The organism is Enterobacter cloacae complex sp. 397G4 (assembly GCF_050031515.1).
Lineage (GTDB): Bacteria > Pseudomonadota > Gammaproteobacteria > Enterobacterales > Enterobacteriaceae > Enterobacter > Enterobacter hormaechei_C.
Genome location: NZ_JBLGWE010000001.1, coordinates 1,655,879 through 1,673,703 on the forward strand (window position 1 = coordinate 1,655,879; position 17,825 = coordinate 1,673,703).

The following is a 17,825-nucleotide window of genomic DNA, read 5'->3' on the forward strand; positions in this document are numbered from 1 at the left end:
TCCTTACGCGCTCAGCAGTTGCTTCATATCATCTTCAACGTTGGTCACGGAACGCAGACCAAATTTCTCGTTCAGGATGGCCAGCAGGTCCGGCGTCAGGAAGCCTGGCGCGGTCGGCCCGGTGACGATGTTGGTCACGCCGAGAGAGAGCAGGGTCAACAGGATAACGATCGCTTTCTGCTCGAACCAGGAGAGCACCAGCGACAGCGGCAGATCGTTCACGCCGCAGCCCAGTTTCTCTGCCAGCGTGACCGCCAGAATGATGGCTGAATACGCATCGTTACACTGACCCGCATCCACCAGGCGCGGCAGACCTTCGATGTTGCCGAAGTCCAGCTTGTTGAAACGGTACTTACCGCAGGCCAGGGTCAGGATCAGACAGTCTTCCGGTACGCGGGTGGCGAAATCGGTGAAGTAGTTACGTTCCCCGCGCGCGCCGTCACAGCCGCCGATCAGGAAGATGTGACGCAGTTTTTCACGGCTGACGAGGTCAATCAGGGAATCCGCCGCACCCAGCAGGGTTTCACGACCAAAACCGACGGTGATGAGGTGCGGAATTTCGCTGTACGGGAAGCCTGCCATCTGCTGCGCCTGAGCGATAACCGGACCGAAATCGTCGCCTTCAAGGTGGCTCACGCCCGGCCAGCCGACGATGCTGCGGGTCCAGATACGGTCGTCATACGCGCCGACGGTCGGGTCGATGATGCAGTTAGAGGTCATGACGATTGGGCCAGGGAAGCGGGCAAACTCCACCTGCTGGTTCTGCCAGCCGCTGCCGTAGTTACCGATCAGATGCTTAAATTTACGCAGCTCCGGGTAGCCGTGCGCGGGCAGCATTTCGCCGTGGGTATAAACGTTAACGCCGGTGCCTTCGGTCTGCTTCAGCAGGTTGTAGAGATCTTTCAGGTCATGACCGGAGATCAGGATGCATTTGCCTTCGGTCGCTTTGACGTTGACCTGCGTTGGCGTTGGGTGGCCGTAGGTGCTGGTTTCACCGGCATCCAGAATGCTCATCACTTTGAAGTTCATCTGGCCGATTTCCATCGAGCATTCCAGCAGGGCGTTCATATCGGAAGGCCAGGTGCCCAGCCAGGCCATGATTTTGTGGTACTGGGCGTAAATAGCGTTGTCGTACTGGCCGAGTACGTGCGCGTGTTCCATATAGGCCGCAGCACCTTTCAGACCGTACAGGCACAGCAGGCGCAGGCCGAGGATGTTTTCGCCAATCGCCGCTTTGTCTTTATTGGGAGTAAATTCTGCGGCCTGACGCTGTAGCTCGCCCAGGTCGTCGCTCACCAGCTGTAGCTCCGCCATCGGGTTGTCCACGCGGGCGCTGGCGTCGGCATTCAGGCACTGCGCTTTCAGGGCTTCACGCAGGGCAATCGCTTCGCGGGCATAGCCCACAATGCGTGGAGAATCGAAGTTAACGTTGGTCAGCGTGGAGAAAAATGCGCGCGGCGCAAAGCTGTCGACATAGTGATCAACAATGCCATATTCACGGGCTTTGAAGGCCCAGGCGGACAAGCCTTGCAGCGCCGCAATCAGCAGATCCTGGAGATCGGACGTTTCTGCGGTTTTGCCGCACATACCCTGCGCGTAAGAGCAGCCGTTGCCTGCTGGGGTACGGATGGTTTGTTCACATTGCACACAAAACATAATCACACCTGTTAAAGTTATATTTGAGATACATGTTTAAGGTTATGCCTGTGCCACAACGGAGAAAAGTGCTTTCTTATACTAAGTGGAGGGTTATTGATTTAGCGCAATTTTGGCGGCGGGTTCACTACCGCCAAAGCAGTATCAGGCTGAGAAGAACGCCATCAAAATGGGTACCAGCAGGCTCAGAATAAAACCGTGTACGATGGCGGCAGGAACCATCTCCAGCCCTCCCGAGCGCTGTAATACCGGCAGGGTAAAGTCCATTGAGGTGGCCCCGCACAGGCCCAGCGCGGTAGAGCGGCTGCGGCGTACCAGGCCGGGGATCAGCATGATGGCTATCAGCTCGCGCGCCAGATCGTTAAAGAAGGCGGCGCTGCCGATCACCGGACCAAACGATTCGGTCAGCAGAATACCGGAGAGCGAATACCAGCCGAAACCGGACGCCATCGCCAGGCTGGTTTTCAGCGGCAGATCGAGAATAAAGGCGTTAATCACTCCCCCCGCCAGTGAGCTGGCCACAACGATAACGGCAACCATCATGCCCCGGCGGTTAAGGACAATCTGTTTCAGCGTCATGCCATTATTTCGCAGCTGAATACCAATCAGGAAGAGCAGGAAAATAAGCGTATATTCGCTGGCTTCCGTTGCGTGCTGTAAAAATGCCCAGCCGGTCAGACCCAGTAAAAAACCGAGTACCACCACGCCGCACAGTTTTAATGATTCCAGCGCCATCGCAATACGGGAGGGAAGCTTTTCCTGATGGTGGTGATTTTTCCAGGGAATAGTGCGTTCCAGCCAGAACAGCGCAGCAATATTGCACAGCAGAATAACCACTACCGTAACCGCAGAATAATGCAGGATGGAAAGCAAGTTCGTCGCCAGATTATCCAGGAAGGCCAGGCTGATCCCCATAAAGAACAGAATGACGTAAACAATCCAGCTGAGAAAGCGATTAATAAGCTTTAAGGCCGATTCATGACGCAGCGGAATAAGGTAGCCCACAATCAGGGGCAGAAGAATGATGAGGAGTCCTGAGAACATGAACAGCCGGTCCTTTTGAGTATCAGTTAAGCGCCAGAGACACTACCCAATAAAGGCTGTGAGGTAAAGCTACAAAAAAAGCCGGGTGGCGGCTACGCCTTACCCGGCTTGTCTATTTGGGGTGGTGCGGCCTGATGCCCTCACCCCGGCCCTCTCCCACAGGGAGAGGGGGAAAACCATTAATCGTGTTTTTCCAGCAGGGTGCGATACAGCACGCCGCCCAGAATACCGCCGATAATTGGCATCACCCAGAACAACCACAGCTGTTCAAGCGCCCAGCCGCCCTGGAAAATAGCCACCGCGGTGCTGCGCGCCGGGTTAACGGAGGTGTTGGTCACCGGAATGGAGATGAGGTGGATCAGCGTCAACGCCAGACCAATAGCGATGGGGGCAAAGCCCGCAGGCGCGTATTTGTCCGTTGCGCCGTGGATCACCAACAGGAAGCCTGCGGTGAGCACAATTTCAATCACGATGGCAGACAGCATCGAGTAGCCGCCTGGAGAGTGTTCGCCGAAGCCGTTCGACGCAAATCCGCTGGCCGCGGCGTCAAACCCGGCTTTTCCGCTGGCAATTACGTACAGCACCGCCGCGGCAATAATACCGCCAATAACCTGGGCAATAATATAGCCAATAATATCTTTCGCCGGGAAACGTCCGCCCGCCCATAATCCTAATGTGACGGCCGGGTTGAAATGACCGCCGGAAATATGCCCCACGGCGAATGCCATGGTTAATACAGTTAAGCCGAATGCCAGCGCGACGCCGACAAAGCCAATACCTAATTCCGGAAATGCGGCTGCCAGTACTGCGCTACCGCAGCCACCAAACACCAGCCAGAATGTACCAAAGCATTCTGCCGCTAATTTTCTGAACATAACCACCTCAATAATAAACGTCCGCGCCCATTCCTGCGCGCGGGTTATATCGCCATAAAGGGATGACGACTCAAAGAGCCAGTATTTTGAAACCATCAACATCCCTTCGCCACTCAAATAAATTCACTAAATTTGATTTAAGGCAATGTGATGTCAATCCTTGTTCAGATCGGAGGTAATAAGAGCATAGCCCAATAATTAAGGGGCGTATATTCTGCTGTCGTGACCCACAGCCTGCCGCTATACTGCTGATAACTTGAAGGAAAAAGTGGCCGAATTGCGGGGGATGTATGCTACTCGAACGTGTGGAGATTGTCGGGTTTCGCGGGATTAACCGCCTGTCGCTGCAACTGGAACAGAACAACGTCCTGATAGGCGAAAATGCCTGGGGTAAATCCAGCCTGCTGGATGCCCTGACGCTGCTACTTTCGCCCGAAGAGAACTTGTACCACTTCGTTCATGATGACTTCTGGTTTCCGCCGGGGGATGTCAACGGACGCGAGAAACACCTGCATATCATTCTGACCTTCCGCGAATCCGAGCCCGGCCGCCATCGCGTGCGTCGTTTTCGCCCTATGTCGCCCTGCTGGGTGCCCTGTGAAGATGGTTTCCAGCGTATTTTCTATCGCCTTGAGGGCGAAATGGCGCAAAACGACGGGGTGTTAACCCTGCGTGAATTTCTTGATGAGAAGGGAAATCCGATCCCGCTCGATAATATTGACGAGCTTGCCCGCCATCTTATCCGCCTCTCCCCCGTGCTGCGCTTACGAGACGCGCGCTTTATGCGGCGGATCCGTAACGGCACCGTGCCGAATACGCCCGAGGTGGAGGTGACCGCCCGCGAACTGGATTTCCTCGCCCGTGAACTGGTCTCACGGCCGCAGAACCTCACCGACGGCCAGATCCGTCAGGGACTGTCTGCCATGGTGCAACTGCTGGAGCACTATTTCTCCGAGCAGGGAACGGGGCAGGCGCGCCACCGTCTGATGCGTCGCCGCTCGCACGATGAACAACGAAGCTGGCGCTATCTCGATATTATCAACCGCATGATCGACCGCCCCGGCGGGCGCACGCATCGGGTGATCCTGCTGGGATTATTCTCCACGCTTTTACAGGCGAAAGGGACGGTGCGCCTGGATCGGGACGCGCGCCCGCTGCTGCTGGTGGAAGATCCGGAAACGCGGCTGCACCCGATTATGCTTTCCGTGGCGTGGCATCTTCTTAATTTGCTGCCGTTGCAGCGAGTCACCACCACGAATTCCGGAGAGCTGCTCTCCCTGACGCCGGTGGAGTATGTCTGCCGCCTGGTGCGTGAATCCTCGCGGGTCACCGCCTACCGGCTCGGGCCCGGCGGGTTAAATGCCGAAGATGGCCGACGGATTGCGTTTCATATCCGTTTTAACCGTGCCTCTTCCCTGTTTGCCCGCTGCTGGTTGCTGGTGGAGGGGGAAACGGAAACCTGGGTGATAAACGAGCTGGCTCGCCAGTGCGGACACCACTTTGACGCCGAAGGGATCAAAGTGATCGAATTTGCTCAGTCTGGCTTAAAACCGCTGATCAAATTTGCGCGCCGGATGGGGATAGAGTGGCACGTACTGGTGGATGGCGATGAGGCGGGTAAAAAATATGCGGCGACCGTGCGCAGCCTGCTCAATAACGATCGTGAAGAGGAGCGGGAACATCTGACCGCGCTGCCTGCGATGGACATGGAGCACTTTATGTACCGCCAGGGATTTGACGACGTCTTTCACCGCGTGGCGATGATCCCGGTAGATGTGCCCATGAATATGCGCCGGGTGATTGCCAAAGCTATCCATCGGTCGTCAAAACCGGATTTGGCCATTGAAGTTGCGACGGAAGCGGGCAGGCGAGGCGTGGAGTCGGTGCCTACGCTGCTGCGTAAAATGTTCTCCCGCGTCCTCTGGCTGGCTCGCGGGAGGGCCGATTAACGGGCAGTCGCCTGCGAAACCTGTTGGATCAGGCTATCAAGCAGGGCATAGCGGCGGCGGTATTCGGACCGTTTTTTACTCGCAATCTCTTCCATCGGTTTGCGTGGCATGGTCAGCGGCAGGGCAAAGTTGCCGTTATCCTGCTGCTGTCCGCCAAGGGAGCGCCAGAAGCTGTCATAGTCAGCCAGCAATTTTCCCTCTTTTTTCTTGCGATAGCGCCAGCTGCGGTAGATGTGGGTGGCGTTACTCACCGCGAGGATCTGCTCGACCGGGAAGGCGCCTGCCAGCGTCATGACCGCTTCAACCAGCAGACGTTTTGGGAACAGTCCGTGACAGGCTTTGGTCGCCAGCTGAATGTGCTCGTGCGGGACATGCGCTTTCGCCCCCTGCATTCCGCCGATGAAGAGCGTTGGCTTGCCCTGGTATGTGCACAGCGTAAAGGTCAGCTCGGCCAGCACCGTGTTCTGGTGGTCGCAAAAAGTGAGGGTCGCTTCCCCTTCTTTGTCCAGAAACGCATCCGCGTTCAGGCGAACGCTAAACTGCTGCTCCTCTTTGCCCGTTAACGTCACCAGCATAATGCCCTGGCTGGAGAGGTAACCGTTCAGCAGCGACGCCGGAAGATGGCGGCTCATCATCTCATAGTGATCGTTCAATGCGTCCAGCGTAGTCTGACGGCCCATATTGACGGTCAGCCACGGCCGGTGCAGGCGGCACGGCAGGCCGGGCTGCACGCGCAGGATCTGCATCAGACGGGGCTGTTTTGCAAGATCTCCGAGCAGGCGCGCAGTGGTGAACGGCGTTGCCAGCGAGCGCAACATAAACTTACGTCGATAGGCCGGATTTTGCCACGCCAGCCCCGGCGTGAGGGAACCCGATGCCAGGCTTTTAAACAGTTGCCAGCCCGATTTAGGCTGGGGCAGCGTTGAATAGGGTGTATCGACGATGGAAGACATGTTAGATCCTGCTTCTGGTGGAATATCGCTATTTCAGCAGGCGCTTTATCAACATCGGGTAAACAATTCCCGACGATTACGGGGATCGGGGGTTTCGTTGAGGAGTGGTTTAGATAAAATCAACGGTGATGATAGCCAGAACAATTATTTGGAATATTTATGAACCTGAAGGGAAAACGCAGAAAGCTGTTTCTGCTGCTGGCGGTAGTGGTGTTAGCGGGCGGATTCTGGTTATGGAAGGTACTGAACGCGCCGGTACCACAGTATCAAACGCTGATTGTTCGTCCGGGCGAGCTGCAACAAAACGTGCTGGCGACGGGGAAACTGGATGCCCTGCGTAAGGTTGACGTGGGCGCGCAGGTCAGCGGTCAGCTTAAAACCCTGTCAGTTGAGATTGGCGATAAGGTTAAAAAAGGCCAGCTGCTGGGCGTGATCGATCCTGAGCAGGCGCAAAACCAAATCCGCGAAGTGGAAGCGACGCTGATGGAGCTGCGCGCGCAGCGCGCGCAGGCTCAGGCGGAGCGTAATCTCGCTCAGGTCACCCTGACGCGCCAGCAGGCGCTGGCGAAAACGCAGGCTATCTCGAAACAGGATCTGGACACAGCCGCCACGGAGCTGGCGGTGAAGCAGGCGCAGATTGGCACCATCGATGCGCAAATCAAACGGAATCAGGCCTCGCTGGATACGGCGAAAACCAACCTCGATTACACGCAAATCGTTGCGCCAATGGCCGGGGAAGTGACGCAGATAACCACCCTGCAAGGCCAGACGGTCATCGCCGCGCAGCAGGCGCCGAACATCCTGACCCTGGCGGATATGAGCACCATGCTGGTGAAAGCCCAGGTATCCGAAGCGGACGTCATTCACCTTAAGCCGGGGCAGAAAGCCTGGTTTACGGTGCTGGGCGATCCGCAAACCCGCTATGAAGGGGTGCTGAAAGATATCCTGCCGACGCCGGAGAAGGTCAACGACGCCATCTTCTACTATGCGCGTTTTGAGGTGCCAAACCCGCAGGGCGTGCTGCGTCTGGACATGACCGCCCAGGTGCATATCCAGCTGACCGGCGTGAAAAACGTGCTGACGGTTCCGCTCTCCGCGCTGGGTGAATCCGCCGGGGACAATCGCTACAAGGTGAAAGTGCTGCGCAACGGCGAAACCCGCGAGCGGGAAGTGGTGATTGGCGCACGTAACGACACCGATGTGGTGGTGGTAAAAGGGCTGGAAGAGGGTGAGGAAGTGGTCACCAGCGAAACCCTGCCCGGAGCCGCGCAATGACGGCGCTGCTTGAGCTGAATGACATTCGCCGCAGCTATCCGTCCGGCGACGGGCCGGTGGAGGTGCTGAAGGGCATCTCCCTGCGCGTTGAAGCCGGTGAAATGGTGGCGATTGTCGGGGCGTCGGGCTCGGGTAAATCAACGCTGATGAACATTCTTGGCTGTCTGGATAAGCCCACCAGCGGCACCTATCGCGTGGCCGGGACGGATGTTTCCACCCTGGAGGGCGACGCGCTGGCGAAGCTGCGTCGCGAGCATTTTGGCTTTATTTTTCAGCGTTACCATCTGCTTTCACACCTGAGCGCGGCGCAGAACGTGGAGGTGCCGGCGGTGTATGCGGGCGTCGAGCGCAAAAAACGCCTTGAACGCGCGAAGGCGCTGTTAACGCGTCTTGGGCTGGCGGAGCGTGTTGATTATCAGCCTTCGCAGCTTTCCGGCGGTCAGCAGCAGCGCGTGAGTATTGCCCGTGCGCTGATGAACGGCGGACAGGTGATCCTCGCTGATGAGCCAACCGGTGCGCTCGACAGCCATTCCGGTGAAGAGGTGATGGCGATCCTGCATCAGCTGCGCGATCAGGGACATACGGTGATTATTGTCACCCATGATCCGCAGGTGGCAGCGCAGGCGGAACGCATCATTGAGATCCACGACGGCGAGCTGGTCAGCAACCCGCCGCCACGTCAGTCCAGAGCGGCGGCGCCGAAAGAAGCCTTACCTGCGTCCACCGGCTGGGGACAGTTCTCCAGCGGCTTTCGTGAAGCGCTGACCATGGCCTGGCTGGCGATGGCGGCCAACAAAATGCGCACCCTGCTGACCATGCTCGGCATCATTATCGGTATTGCCTCGGTGGTGTCGATTGTGGTGGTGGGCGATGCGGCGAAACAGCTGGTGCTGGCGGATATTCGCGCCATCGGGACTAACACCATCGACGTTTACCCCGGCAAAGATTTTGGCGACGACGAGCCGCAGTATCAGCAGGCGCTGAAATACGACGATCTGGCGGCTATTCAGAAGCAGCCGTGGGTGAACTCCGCCACGCCTGCCGTGTCGCAAAACCTGCGTCTGCGCTACGGCAACATCGACGTGGCGGCCAGCGCTAACGGCGTCAGCGGAGATTACTTCAACGTCTACGGCATGACCTTCAGCGAAGGGGCGACCTTCAACGCGGAACAGCTGGCGGGCAGGGCGCAGGTGGTGGTGTTAGACGCTAACTCGCGCAGACAGCTTTTCCCCAATAAAACCCGTGTGGTGGGGGAAGTGATCCTGGTGGGTAACATGCCCGCCACGGTGATTGGTGTGGCGGAAGAGAAACAGTCCATGTTTGGCAGCAGCAAGATCCTGCGCGTCTGGCTGCCGTACAGCACCATTTCCGGGCGCATTATGGGACAGTCCTGGCTCAACTCCATTACCGTGCGAGTGAAAGAGGGCTACGACAGCGCGCTGGCGGAACAGCAGCTCGAGCGGCTGTTAACGTTGCGCCACGGGAAAAAGGATTTCTTCACCTGGAACATGGACGGCCTCTTGAAAACGGCCGAAAAGACCACACGTACTCTTCAGCTGTTCCTGACGCTGGTGGCGGTGATTTCGCTGGTCGTCGGCGGGATAGGGGTGATGAACATTATGCTGGTGTCGGTGACCGAACGCACGAGAGAGATCGGCATCCGCATGGCGGTCGGAGCCAGAGCCAGCGACGTGCTCCAGCAGTTTCTGATTGAAGCGGTGCTGGTGTGTCTGGTGGGAGGCGCAATGGGGATTGCGCTCTCGATGATGATCGCCTTCGCGCTCCAGCTCTTTTTACCGGGGTGGGAGATTGGCTTCTCACCGATGGCGATCCTCACCGCGTTTTTGTGCTCCACCTTTACCGGCATTTTGTTTGGCTGGCTGCCGGCACGAAACGCGGCGCGGCTGGATCCGGTGGATGCGCTGGCGCGGGAATAACCCGAAAATAAAAATGCCAGCCGATCGGGCTGGCATTTTGCCTGCGGGGTGTACACAATGAATCAGAGAGCTATGCAACCGTTTCTGCTTCAACGGGCACGATAAGACTGGCGTGATTGCCTTTTGGCCCCTGGTGTACATCGAACCGGACGGACTGCCCGGCTTTGAGCGTCCTGTAACCATCCATCTGAATGGTGGAATAGTGAGCGAAGATATCCTCGCCGCCGCCTTCGGGGCAAATGAAGCCAAACCCCTTGGCGTTGTTGAACCACTTAACAGTACCCATTTCCATGCTTCGACATCCTTCGTAAATCTTATAAATTAAGATGGAATGAACCGGTGGTGGAGTGGGGGCTGTTCAAAACCTCGCCAACTCACGCTTGTACAATTTAGAGAAACGGAAGAAGCCGTCAAGCGTTTGGCGCTGGAGTTGGGACAATAATCAACCAAAATTTGAGGCAGTTAACGCTATTGCAACAGTTTGTGACAGACATCGCGGATGACAGTAATAGATGATTGTTATCTAACATCTGAGGTAGATTCAAAGTGGTTATGCATAATGGGTAAGACCAACGATTGGCTGGATTTTGACCAGCTGGCGGAAGATAAAGTGCGCGACGCGCTAAAACCGCCATCTATGTATAAAGTTATGTTAATGAACGATGATTACACGCCGATGGAATTTGTTATTGACGTGCTACAAAAGTTCTTTTCTTATGATGTTGAACGTGCAACGCAACTGATGCTTACCGTTCATTATCGTGGCAAAGCGATCTGCGGCATCTTTACTGCCGAGGTTGCGGAAACCAAAGTAGCGATGGTGAACGACTATGCAAGGGAGAACGAGCATCCGTTGCTGTGTACGCTGGAAAAGGCCTGATAAGGCATAAAATTGGGGGAGGTGCCTATGCTCAATCAAGAACTGGAACTCAGTTTAAACATGGCTTTCGCCAGAGCGCGTGAGCACCGACATGAGTTTATGACCGTCGAGCACCTGCTGCTCGCACTGCTTAGCAACCCATCTGCCCGCGAAGCGCTGGAAGCCTGCTCCGTGGATCTGGTGGCGCTACGTCAGGAACTCGAAGCCTTCATCGAACAAACTACACCGGTGCTGCCAGCCAGTGAAGAAGAGCGCGATACGCAGCCGACGCTCAGCTTCCAGCGGGTGTTGCAGCGCGCGGTTTTCCACGTCCAGTCTTCCGGACGTAGCGAAGTGACTGGCGCCAATGTCCTGGTCGCCATCTTCAGCGAGCAGGAGTCCCAGGCGGCCTACCTGCTGCGTAAACACGAAGTCAGCCGGCTCGACGTGGTCAACTTCATCTCTCATGGAACGCGAAAAGACGAGCCTAACCAGGCATCGGATCCCAGCGGACAGATTAACAGCAATGAAGAGCAAGCAGGCGGGGAGGATCGTATGGAAAACTTCACCACCAACCTTAACCAGCTTGCTCGCGTTGGCGGTATCGACCCGCTGATTGGCCGCGATAAAGAGCTGGAGCGTGCCATCCAGGTGCTGTGCCGTCGCCGTAAGAACAACCCGCTGCTGGTGGGGGAATCTGGCGTGGGTAAAACCGCGATTGCCGAAGGGCTGGCCTGGCGCATTGTGCAGGGCGACGTGCCGGAAGTGATTGCCGACTGCACCATCTACTCGCTGGATATTGGCTCGCTGCTGGCGGGCACCAAATACCGCGGTGATTTCGAAAAACGTTTCAAAGCGCTGTTAAAACAGCTGGAGCAGGACACCAACAGCATCCTGTTTATCGATGAGATCCACACCATCATCGGCGCAGGTGCGGCCTCCGGTGGCCAGGTGGATGCCGCTAACCTGATCAAACCGCTGCTCTCCAGCGGCAAGATCCGCGTGATGGGCTCCACGACGTACCAGGAGTTCAGCAACATCTTTGAGAAGGATCGTGCGCTGGCGCGTCGTTTCCAGAAAATCGACGTGACCGAGCCGTCGGTTGACGAAACGGTGCAGATCATCAATGGCCTGAAAACCAAGTACGAAGCGCACCACGACGTGCGTTACACCGCGAAAGCGGTACGTGCGGCGGTGGAGCTGGCGGTGAAATACATCAACGATCGTCATCTGCCGGATAAAGCGATTGACGTGATTGATGAGGCGGGTGCGCGTGCGCGCCTGATGCCAGCCAGCAAGCGTAAGAAAACTGTGAACGTGGCGGATATCGAGTCCGTGGTGGCCCGCATCGCGCGTATTCCTGAGAAGAGCGTTTCTCAGAGCGACCGTGATACGCTGCGGACCCTCGGCAATCGCCTGAAAATGCTGGTCTTTGGTCAGGATAAAGCCATTGAGGCTTTAACCGAAGCGATCAAGATGGCCCGTGCTGGCCTGGGGCATGACCACAAGCCGGTTGGTTCCTTCCTGTTCGCCGGCCCGACCGGGGTGGGTAAAACCGAGGTGACGGTTCAGCTCTCGAAAGCGCTGGGCATTGAGCTGCTGCGCTTTGATATGTCCGAGTATATGGAGCGTCATACCGTCAGCCGTTTGATTGGTGCGCCTCCGGGATACGTGGGCTTTGACCAGGGCGGCCTGCTTACGGACGCGGTTATCAAGCATCCGCACGCGGTACTGCTGCTCGATGAAATCGAGAAAGCGCACCCGGACGTGTTCAATATCCTGTTGCAGGTGATGGACAACGGGACGCTGACCGATAACAACGGGCGCAAGGCCGATTTCCGCAACGTGGTGCTGGTGATGACCACCAACGCGGGCGTGCGGGAAACCGAGCGTAAATCCATCGGCCTGATCCACCAGGATAACAGCACCGATGCGATGGAAGAGATCAAGAAGATCTTCACGCCGGAGTTCCGTAACCGTCTGGACAACATTATCTGGTTCGATCATCTGTCTACCGAGGTGATTCATCAGGTGGTGGACAAGTTCATCGTCGAGTTGCAGGTTCAGCTGGATCAGAAAGGCGTGTCGCTGGAAGTGAGCCAGGAGGCCCGCAACTGGCTGGCTGAGAAAGGCTACGACCGTGCGATGGGCGCCCGTCCGATGGCGCGCGTGATTCAGGACAACCTGAAGAAACCGCTGGCAAACGAGCTGCTGTTTGGCTCGCTGGTGGACGGCGGCCAGGTAACGGTGGGGCTGGATCAGGCGAAGAACGAACTGACGTACGATTTCCAGAGTGCGGCGAAGCATAAGCCGGAAGCGGCTCACTGATTTTCTTTAGTGTAAAAGCCGGGTTTTTAACCCGGCTTTTTTGTGTCCGCTTTTCTCCCTCTCCCTGTGGGAGAGGGTCAGGGTGAAGGCATCAGAACGCACTAAAATACCTCTTCATGAACAGCCACACTAAAGCCATAAATAAAAAAGGCCGGGATTGTCCCGACCTTTTAAATATTCATCTGCCATTACAGGCGAAAACAATTAGCGACTACGGAAGACAATGCGGCCTTTGCTCAGGTCGTACGGGGTCAGCTCAACAGTCACTTTGTCGCCCGTCAAAATGCGGATATAGTTTTTGCGCATTTTACCGGAGATGTGCGCAGTTACCACGTGACCGTTTTCCAGTTCTACGCGAAACATGGTATTAGGCAACGTATCAAGTACGGTACCCTGCATTTCAATATTGTCTTCTTTGGCCATCTAATCCTCTGGGGTATCACTACCAAGTTTTGAACCGGCAAGATAATGCCGAAATTCCTCAATTAAGTAAAGAATTGCGCGTTTAAAACGCAGCAAAACAGTCTCAGCGTATTGCCCAAGCGTCACGGTACAACCGAACGGAAAGCGCATTCGTAAAGGGGAGACGACAGGATAAACGTAAGGACGTTATCTGAAGCGAGGGTCCCAAACGGCGGCGGGGCAACAGGCAGAAGCTACTCTGCGGCGTAATTATAACACCCTCATAAAAAATATGCGGAAAACATTTAGGCATTGGGTATAAAGAGCGTTCTGGGAACCCAAAAATCGCGTGGTAGGGTCTCCTTTCGGCACTGTTCCAGGTGTTCGATATAGTGTCGGCGGGAGATTTCAACGGCGCCGAGCGAGGCGGTATGCTCATTCAGCACCTGACAATCCATTAACTGTCCTCCACGTCGGGCAAATTCCTGGCTAAAAACCAGCAGCGCGGTTTTCGACGCATTCGTGGAGCGGGAGAACATCGACTCGCCGCAGAACAGCGTACCCTGCGCCACGCCGTACATGCCCCCGACGAGGTCGTCGCCGCTCCACACTTCGATCGAATGCGCGTACCCCAGCTCATGAAGCTGGTGATAGGCGATAATGATATCGCGGGTTATCCAGGTGCCTTCGTGACGATCTTCAGCGCAGCCTTCGATAACCTGGCCGAAGGCGTGATTAAGCGTGACGCGAAAGGGTGATTTTGCATGAAAACGCTTCATGCTGCGGCTCAGGTGAAACTGCCCAGGCCACAGCACGGCTCGCGGGTCGGGAGACCACCATAAGATCGGGTCGCCAGGAGAAAACCACGGAAAGATGCCGCGCTGGTAAGCCATTAAGAGCCGTGCCGGGCTGAGATCGCCGCCCAGAGCCAGCAAGCCGTTAGGTTCACGCAGCGCCCCCTCCGGAGAAGGGAACGCAATATTATGGCGAGAAAGCTGCACCAGGCGCATGACAACAGAACTCCAGTACGCGAGAGAGGACGCTACAAATATAGTCTACAGGCGCTGTTTAAACTGGTAGTAGCGACCTTGTTTTGCCAGCAGCTCTGCGTGACTACCTTGCTCAATTATGTGTCCGTTGTCCATCACAATTATCTGATCGAAATTCACCAGCCCGCGCAGACGGTGCGTGACCATCAGCACGGTTTTACCTTTCATCACATTCGCCAGTAAATCAAGGATTTGACTCTCTGTCGTGGCATCCAGTCCTTCTGTCGGTTCATCCAGCAGCATCAGCGGCGCATCGTGCAGCAGCGCACGCGCAATGGCCAGACGACGCAGTTCGCCGCCGGAAAGCTGTCGACCCCCTTCACCCAGCCAGCTGTTCAACCCGTCGTCTTCAAGCAGCTTGTGCAGCCCAACCTGCTCCAGCATTGCCCGCAGCGTATCGTCGGAGGCGTCTGGTGCCGCCAGAAGAAGATTATCGCGCAGCGTAGCGCTGAACAGATGCACCCGCTGGGGCACGACGCTGACCGTTTTACGCAAGGCCGCTTCGCTAAAACCAGACAGCGGAACGTCGTTAAACAGAATCTCGCCCTGCTGTGGGTCCCACGCGCGCGTGAGAAGTTGCAGAAGTGTCGATTTCCCACATCCCGTACGGCCAAGGATCGCAATGCGCTGCCCGGCATCAACAGAAAGGGTGATGTCTTCCAGCGCGTTTTGCGCCTGCTTGTCGTAGGCGAAAGTGACATTGCTGAGCGTCAGCGCGACCTGCTCTGGCACAGCGGTTTGACCCGCGGTGAACTTCACTTCCGGCTCCTGCTCGGCAATATCCGTAATGCGCAGCGCAGAGGCAATCACCTGGCCGAGATGCTGAAAGGCGCCCGTGACCGGGGCTAAGGCTTCAAAGGCTGCCAGGGCACAGAAAACAAACAGCGCAATCAGCGGGCCAGGCTGCGCGTTACCGCCCACGCCACCGGAGGCCATCCAGAGCATGGCGATAACGGCAATCCCACCAATTAACATCATCAGCGCCTGGGAGAACGCGGTCAGTTCAGACTGGCGACGCTGGGCTTCATGCCAGTTCAGCTCCGTATTTTCCATGCGGGCGCGGTAGCGCTTGCTGGCGCCAAAAAGGGTGAGCTCGGCCTGTCCCTGCAACCAGGCGGTGAGCTGCTGGCGATATTCTCCACGCAGGCGCGTCAGGTTTTCCCCGGTGGTTTTACCTGCACGATAAAACAGGGGCGGCAGAATAATCAGCGTCATCAGCATGATGCCGCCGAGCGTCAGTGCGATGGGAACATCCAGGAAACTCAACCCCAGCGTGACCACGACAATCACTACAAACGCGCCCACCATAGGTGAAATGACGCGCAGGTAGAGGTGATCCAGCGTATCCACATCTGCGACCACGCGGTTGAGTAATTCGCCCTGTCGAAAACGTGCCAGCCCGGCAGGGGAGAGGGGCAGCAGTTTGCTGAAGGTGTAAATACGCAGGTGTTGCAGCACGCGGAAGGTCGCGTCGTGGCTGACCAGACGTTCGAAGTAGCGTCCGGCAGTTCGCGTAATCGCCGTGCCGCGCACCCCGGCGGCAGGCAGCATGTAGTTAAAGCTGTACAGCCCGGCAAAGCCTGCGGCCGCAGACGCGGAGAGGAACCAGCCGGAAAGCGTAAGCAGGCCGATGCTGGCCAGCAGCGTGACGATCGCCAGCACGATCCCGAGCGTCAGCATCCATTTGTGGCGTTTATATAGTGCAAGATACGGAAGCAGGGCGCGCATCAGATATCCTCCTGACGGTTCGCCAGCAGGGTCGCAAACGGCCCCTGCGCGGCAACAAGCGCGGCGTAATCGCCTTGCTCAACAATGTGTCCGTTTTCCATCACCCAGATCTGATCCCAGTCGGCAATACCTTCCAGCTGGTGGGTCACCATCAGGGTGGTTTGCTGGCGTGAGGCTGCGTTAAGCGCATCCATCACGCGCTGCTCGCTGTGAGCGTCCAGGCTGGCGGCGGGTTCGTCCAGCAGCATTAGCGAAGAGGGATTCAGCAGCGCACGGGCGACCGCGACGCGCTGTGCCTGGCCTACTGACAGCCCGGCAGACTGATCGCCAATGAGGGTATCGACACCCTGCGCAAGCAGCGGCAGAAACTCGCTGACCCAGGCGCGGTCGAGGACCGATTGCAGCTCATCTTCACGCGCATCCGGGCGTGCCAGCAGCACATTCTCGCGCAGCGTCGGAGCTGGCAGCTGAGGGTTTTGCCCCACCCAACTCAGCTGTTTACGCCAGGCATCAGGATCGAGCTCGCGCAGCTCCGTTTTATTGATACGCAGCGATCCGGTGTACGCCATAAAACCTGACAGCGCATTCAACAATGAGCTTTTACCTGAGCCGCTGGTACCCACCAGCACCACACGTTGCCCGGCAGGCAGGGTAAAGTTCAGCGGACCGGCCAGCACTTTGCCTTCAGGCGACAGAACAGAAAAATCCTGTGCTTCAATGGTCACCGGATCGTTCGTATTCAGCGTTACCTCACCACGCTCCGGATTCGCCAGCGGCGTTTCCATGAAGGTTTTCAGGCTGTCGGCAGCACCCACCGCCTGCGCTTTGGCATGGTAAAAGGTGCCGAGATCGCGAAGCGGCTGGAAAAATTCCGGGGCCAGGATCAGCGCCAGGAACCCGGCGGAAAGCGTGACCGCCGTACCGTAGTGGCCAAAGTCCAGCGCGCCGAGGTAGGAGAAGCCAAAGTAAACCGCCACCAGCGCAATCGACAGGGAGGTGAAAAATTCGAGCACGCCAGAAGAGAGAAAGGCCATGCGCAACACTTCCATGGTGCGCTGACGGAAATCCTGCGACGCCAGGCGAATGTTTTCGGTTTCCGCTTCACCACGACCGAAGATCCGCAGGGTTTCCATTCCGCGCAGACGGTCCAGGAAATGACCGCTCAACCGACCCAGCGCCAGGAAGTTACGACGGTTAGCATCTGCCGCGCCCATGCCGACCATCGCCATAAACAGCGGGATGAGCGGGGCGGTGCCTAGCAGGATCAACGCCGCCACCCAGTTAACAGGGAAGATGGCGATAACAATCATCAGGGGCACAAACACCGCCAGCGCCATCTGGGGAAGATAACGCGCGTAGTAATCGTGCATATCGTCGATTTGCTCAAGGATCAGCGTCGCCCAGCTGCCGGCTGGCTTACCCTGGATCCACGCAGGCCCGGCTTCCGAAAGCCGATCGAGCACCTTGCGGCGAATCTCATAGCGGATGTGCTGCCCGGCGTGGAACCCAACCCGCTCGCGCAGCCAGACCACCCACGCACGCAGAACGAAAACCAGCACCAGAACGATAAACGGCAACAGCAGCGCTTCGCGCGGGATGTTCTCCATGATCATATGGTTGAGAATGCGGGCCAGCAGCCATGCCTGGGCAACAATCAACAGACCGCTGATGAATCCCAGAACGCGGGAAATCATAAGCCAGCGGCGGGACAGAACGCTTTGCTGTTTCAGCCAGCGGGTTAACTCTTGTTGACGGGTTTTTTCCATTGCG

General features: G+C 57.0%; 14 protein-coding genes. 5 read left to right on the plus strand and 9 right to left on the minus strand.

Annotated features, from left to right (window positions below; translation table 11 throughout):
- Positions 1–3 precede the first annotated feature (3 nt).
- The 3 genes from hcp to aqpZ all read right to left on the minus strand — a co-directional run bounded on the left by hcp (position 4) and on the right by aqpZ (position 3,575).
- On the minus strand, positions 4–1,656 hold the full coding sequence (gene hcp, locus ACQG1Y_RS07835; protein WP_017384847.1) for a hydroxylamine reductase: 1,653 nt from the start codon (positions 1,654–1,656) through the stop codon (positions 4–6).
- Positions 1,657–1,800: 144 nt separating this feature from the next.
- Complete coding sequence (locus ACQG1Y_RS07840; protein WP_015570988.1) at positions 1,801–2,700, minus strand: lysine exporter LysO family protein; 900 nt, start codon at positions 2,698–2,700, stop codon at positions 1,801–1,803.
- 179 nt (positions 2,701–2,879) lie between these two features.
- The gene (gene aqpZ / locus ACQG1Y_RS07845) at positions 2,880–3,575 is read right to left on the minus strand and encodes an aquaporin Z (RefSeq protein WP_032103428.1); all 696 of its coding nucleotides are present in this window, start codon (positions 3,573–3,575) and stop codon (positions 2,880–2,882) included.
- A gap of 290 nt (positions 3,576–3,865) precedes the next feature.
- On the opposite strand from aqpZ, the gene ACQG1Y_RS07850 reads away from it, so the two are divergent.
- Positions 3,866–5,524: an ATP-dependent endonuclease gene (locus ACQG1Y_RS07850; RefSeq protein ID WP_058700435.1), complete on the plus strand. Its 1,659-nt coding sequence runs from the start codon at positions 3,866–3,868 to the stop codon at positions 5,522–5,524.
- On the opposite strand, the gene ACQG1Y_RS07855 is transcribed toward ACQG1Y_RS07850, so the two are convergent.
- Positions 5,521–6,477, minus strand: a complete 957-nt coding sequence (locus ACQG1Y_RS07855) for a VirK/YbjX family protein (RefSeq protein ID WP_214595756.1) — start codon at positions 6,475–6,477, stop codon at positions 5,521–5,523. The two genes, ACQG1Y_RS07850 and ACQG1Y_RS07855, sit on opposite strands and share 4 nt — an antisense overlap.
- A 159-nt stretch (positions 6,478–6,636) precedes the next feature.
- On the opposite strand from ACQG1Y_RS07855, the gene macA reads away from it, so the two are divergent.
- Both macA and macB read left to right on the plus strand, forming a co-directional pair.
- Positions 6,637–7,752: a macrolide transporter subunit MacA gene (macA, locus tag ACQG1Y_RS07860; protein ID WP_017384842.1), complete on the plus strand. Its 1,116-nt coding sequence runs from the start codon at positions 6,637–6,639 to the stop codon at positions 7,750–7,752.
- Positions 7,749–9,689 carry a macrolide ABC transporter ATP-binding protein/permease MacB gene (gene macB / locus ACQG1Y_RS07865; protein ID WP_414234597.1) on the plus strand — a complete coding sequence of 647 codons (1,941 nt, stop codon included), beginning with the start codon at positions 7,749–7,751 and terminating at the stop codon, positions 9,687–9,689. Before macA ends, macB begins: the two co-directional genes overlap by 4 nt.
- Positions 9,690–9,759: 70 nt before the next feature.
- Here macB and cspD read toward each other — a convergent pair whose 3' ends face one another.
- Complete coding sequence (gene cspD / locus ACQG1Y_RS07870) at positions 9,760–9,981, minus strand: cold shock-like protein CspD (RefSeq protein ID WP_006809408.1); 222 nt, start codon at positions 9,979–9,981, stop codon at positions 9,760–9,762.
- A 267-nt stretch (positions 9,982–10,248) separates the two neighbouring features.
- On the opposite strand from cspD, the gene clpS reads away from it, so the two are divergent.
- Both clpS and clpA read left to right on the plus strand, forming a co-directional pair.
- Entirely contained in the window at positions 10,249–10,569 is a 321-nt protein-coding gene (gene clpS / locus ACQG1Y_RS07875; RefSeq protein WP_006174393.1) for an ATP-dependent Clp protease adapter ClpS, read from the plus strand.
- 27 nt (positions 10,570–10,596) lie between these two features.
- Complete coding sequence (gene clpA / locus ACQG1Y_RS07880; protein WP_006809407.1) at positions 10,597–12,876, plus strand: ATP-dependent Clp protease ATP-binding subunit ClpA; 2,280 nt, start codon at positions 10,597–10,599, stop codon at positions 12,874–12,876.
- Between the two features lie 204 nt (positions 12,877–13,080).
- Here the strand turns inward: clpA and infA are convergent, their stop codons facing one another.
- From infA to cydD, 4 genes are all read right to left on the minus strand, one after another.
- The gene (infA, locus tag ACQG1Y_RS07885) at positions 13,081–13,299 is read right to left on the minus strand and encodes a translation initiation factor IF-1 (RefSeq protein ID WP_002211347.1); all 219 of its coding nucleotides are present in this window, start codon (positions 13,297–13,299) and stop codon (positions 13,081–13,083) included.
- 284 nt (positions 13,300–13,583) lie between these two features.
- On the minus strand, positions 13,584–14,288 hold the full coding sequence (gene aat / locus ACQG1Y_RS07890; RefSeq protein ID WP_023296218.1) for a leucyl/phenylalanyl-tRNA--protein transferase: 705 nt from the start codon (positions 14,286–14,288) through the stop codon (positions 13,584–13,586).
- Positions 14,289–14,333: 45 nt separating this feature from the next.
- The gene (gene cydC / locus ACQG1Y_RS07895) at positions 14,334–16,055 is read right to left on the minus strand and encodes a heme ABC transporter ATP-binding protein/permease CydC (protein ID WP_368740489.1); all 1,722 of its coding nucleotides are present in this window, start codon (positions 16,053–16,055) and stop codon (positions 14,334–14,336) included.
- Positions 16,055–17,821 carry a heme ABC transporter permease/ATP-binding protein CydD gene (gene cydD / locus ACQG1Y_RS07900; RefSeq protein ID WP_048973279.1) on the minus strand — a complete coding sequence of 589 codons (1,767 nt, stop codon included), beginning with the start codon at positions 17,819–17,821 and terminating at the stop codon, positions 16,055–16,057. Before cydD ends, cydC begins: the two co-directional genes overlap by 1 nt.
- Between the last annotated feature and the right edge of the window lie 4 nt (positions 17,822–17,825).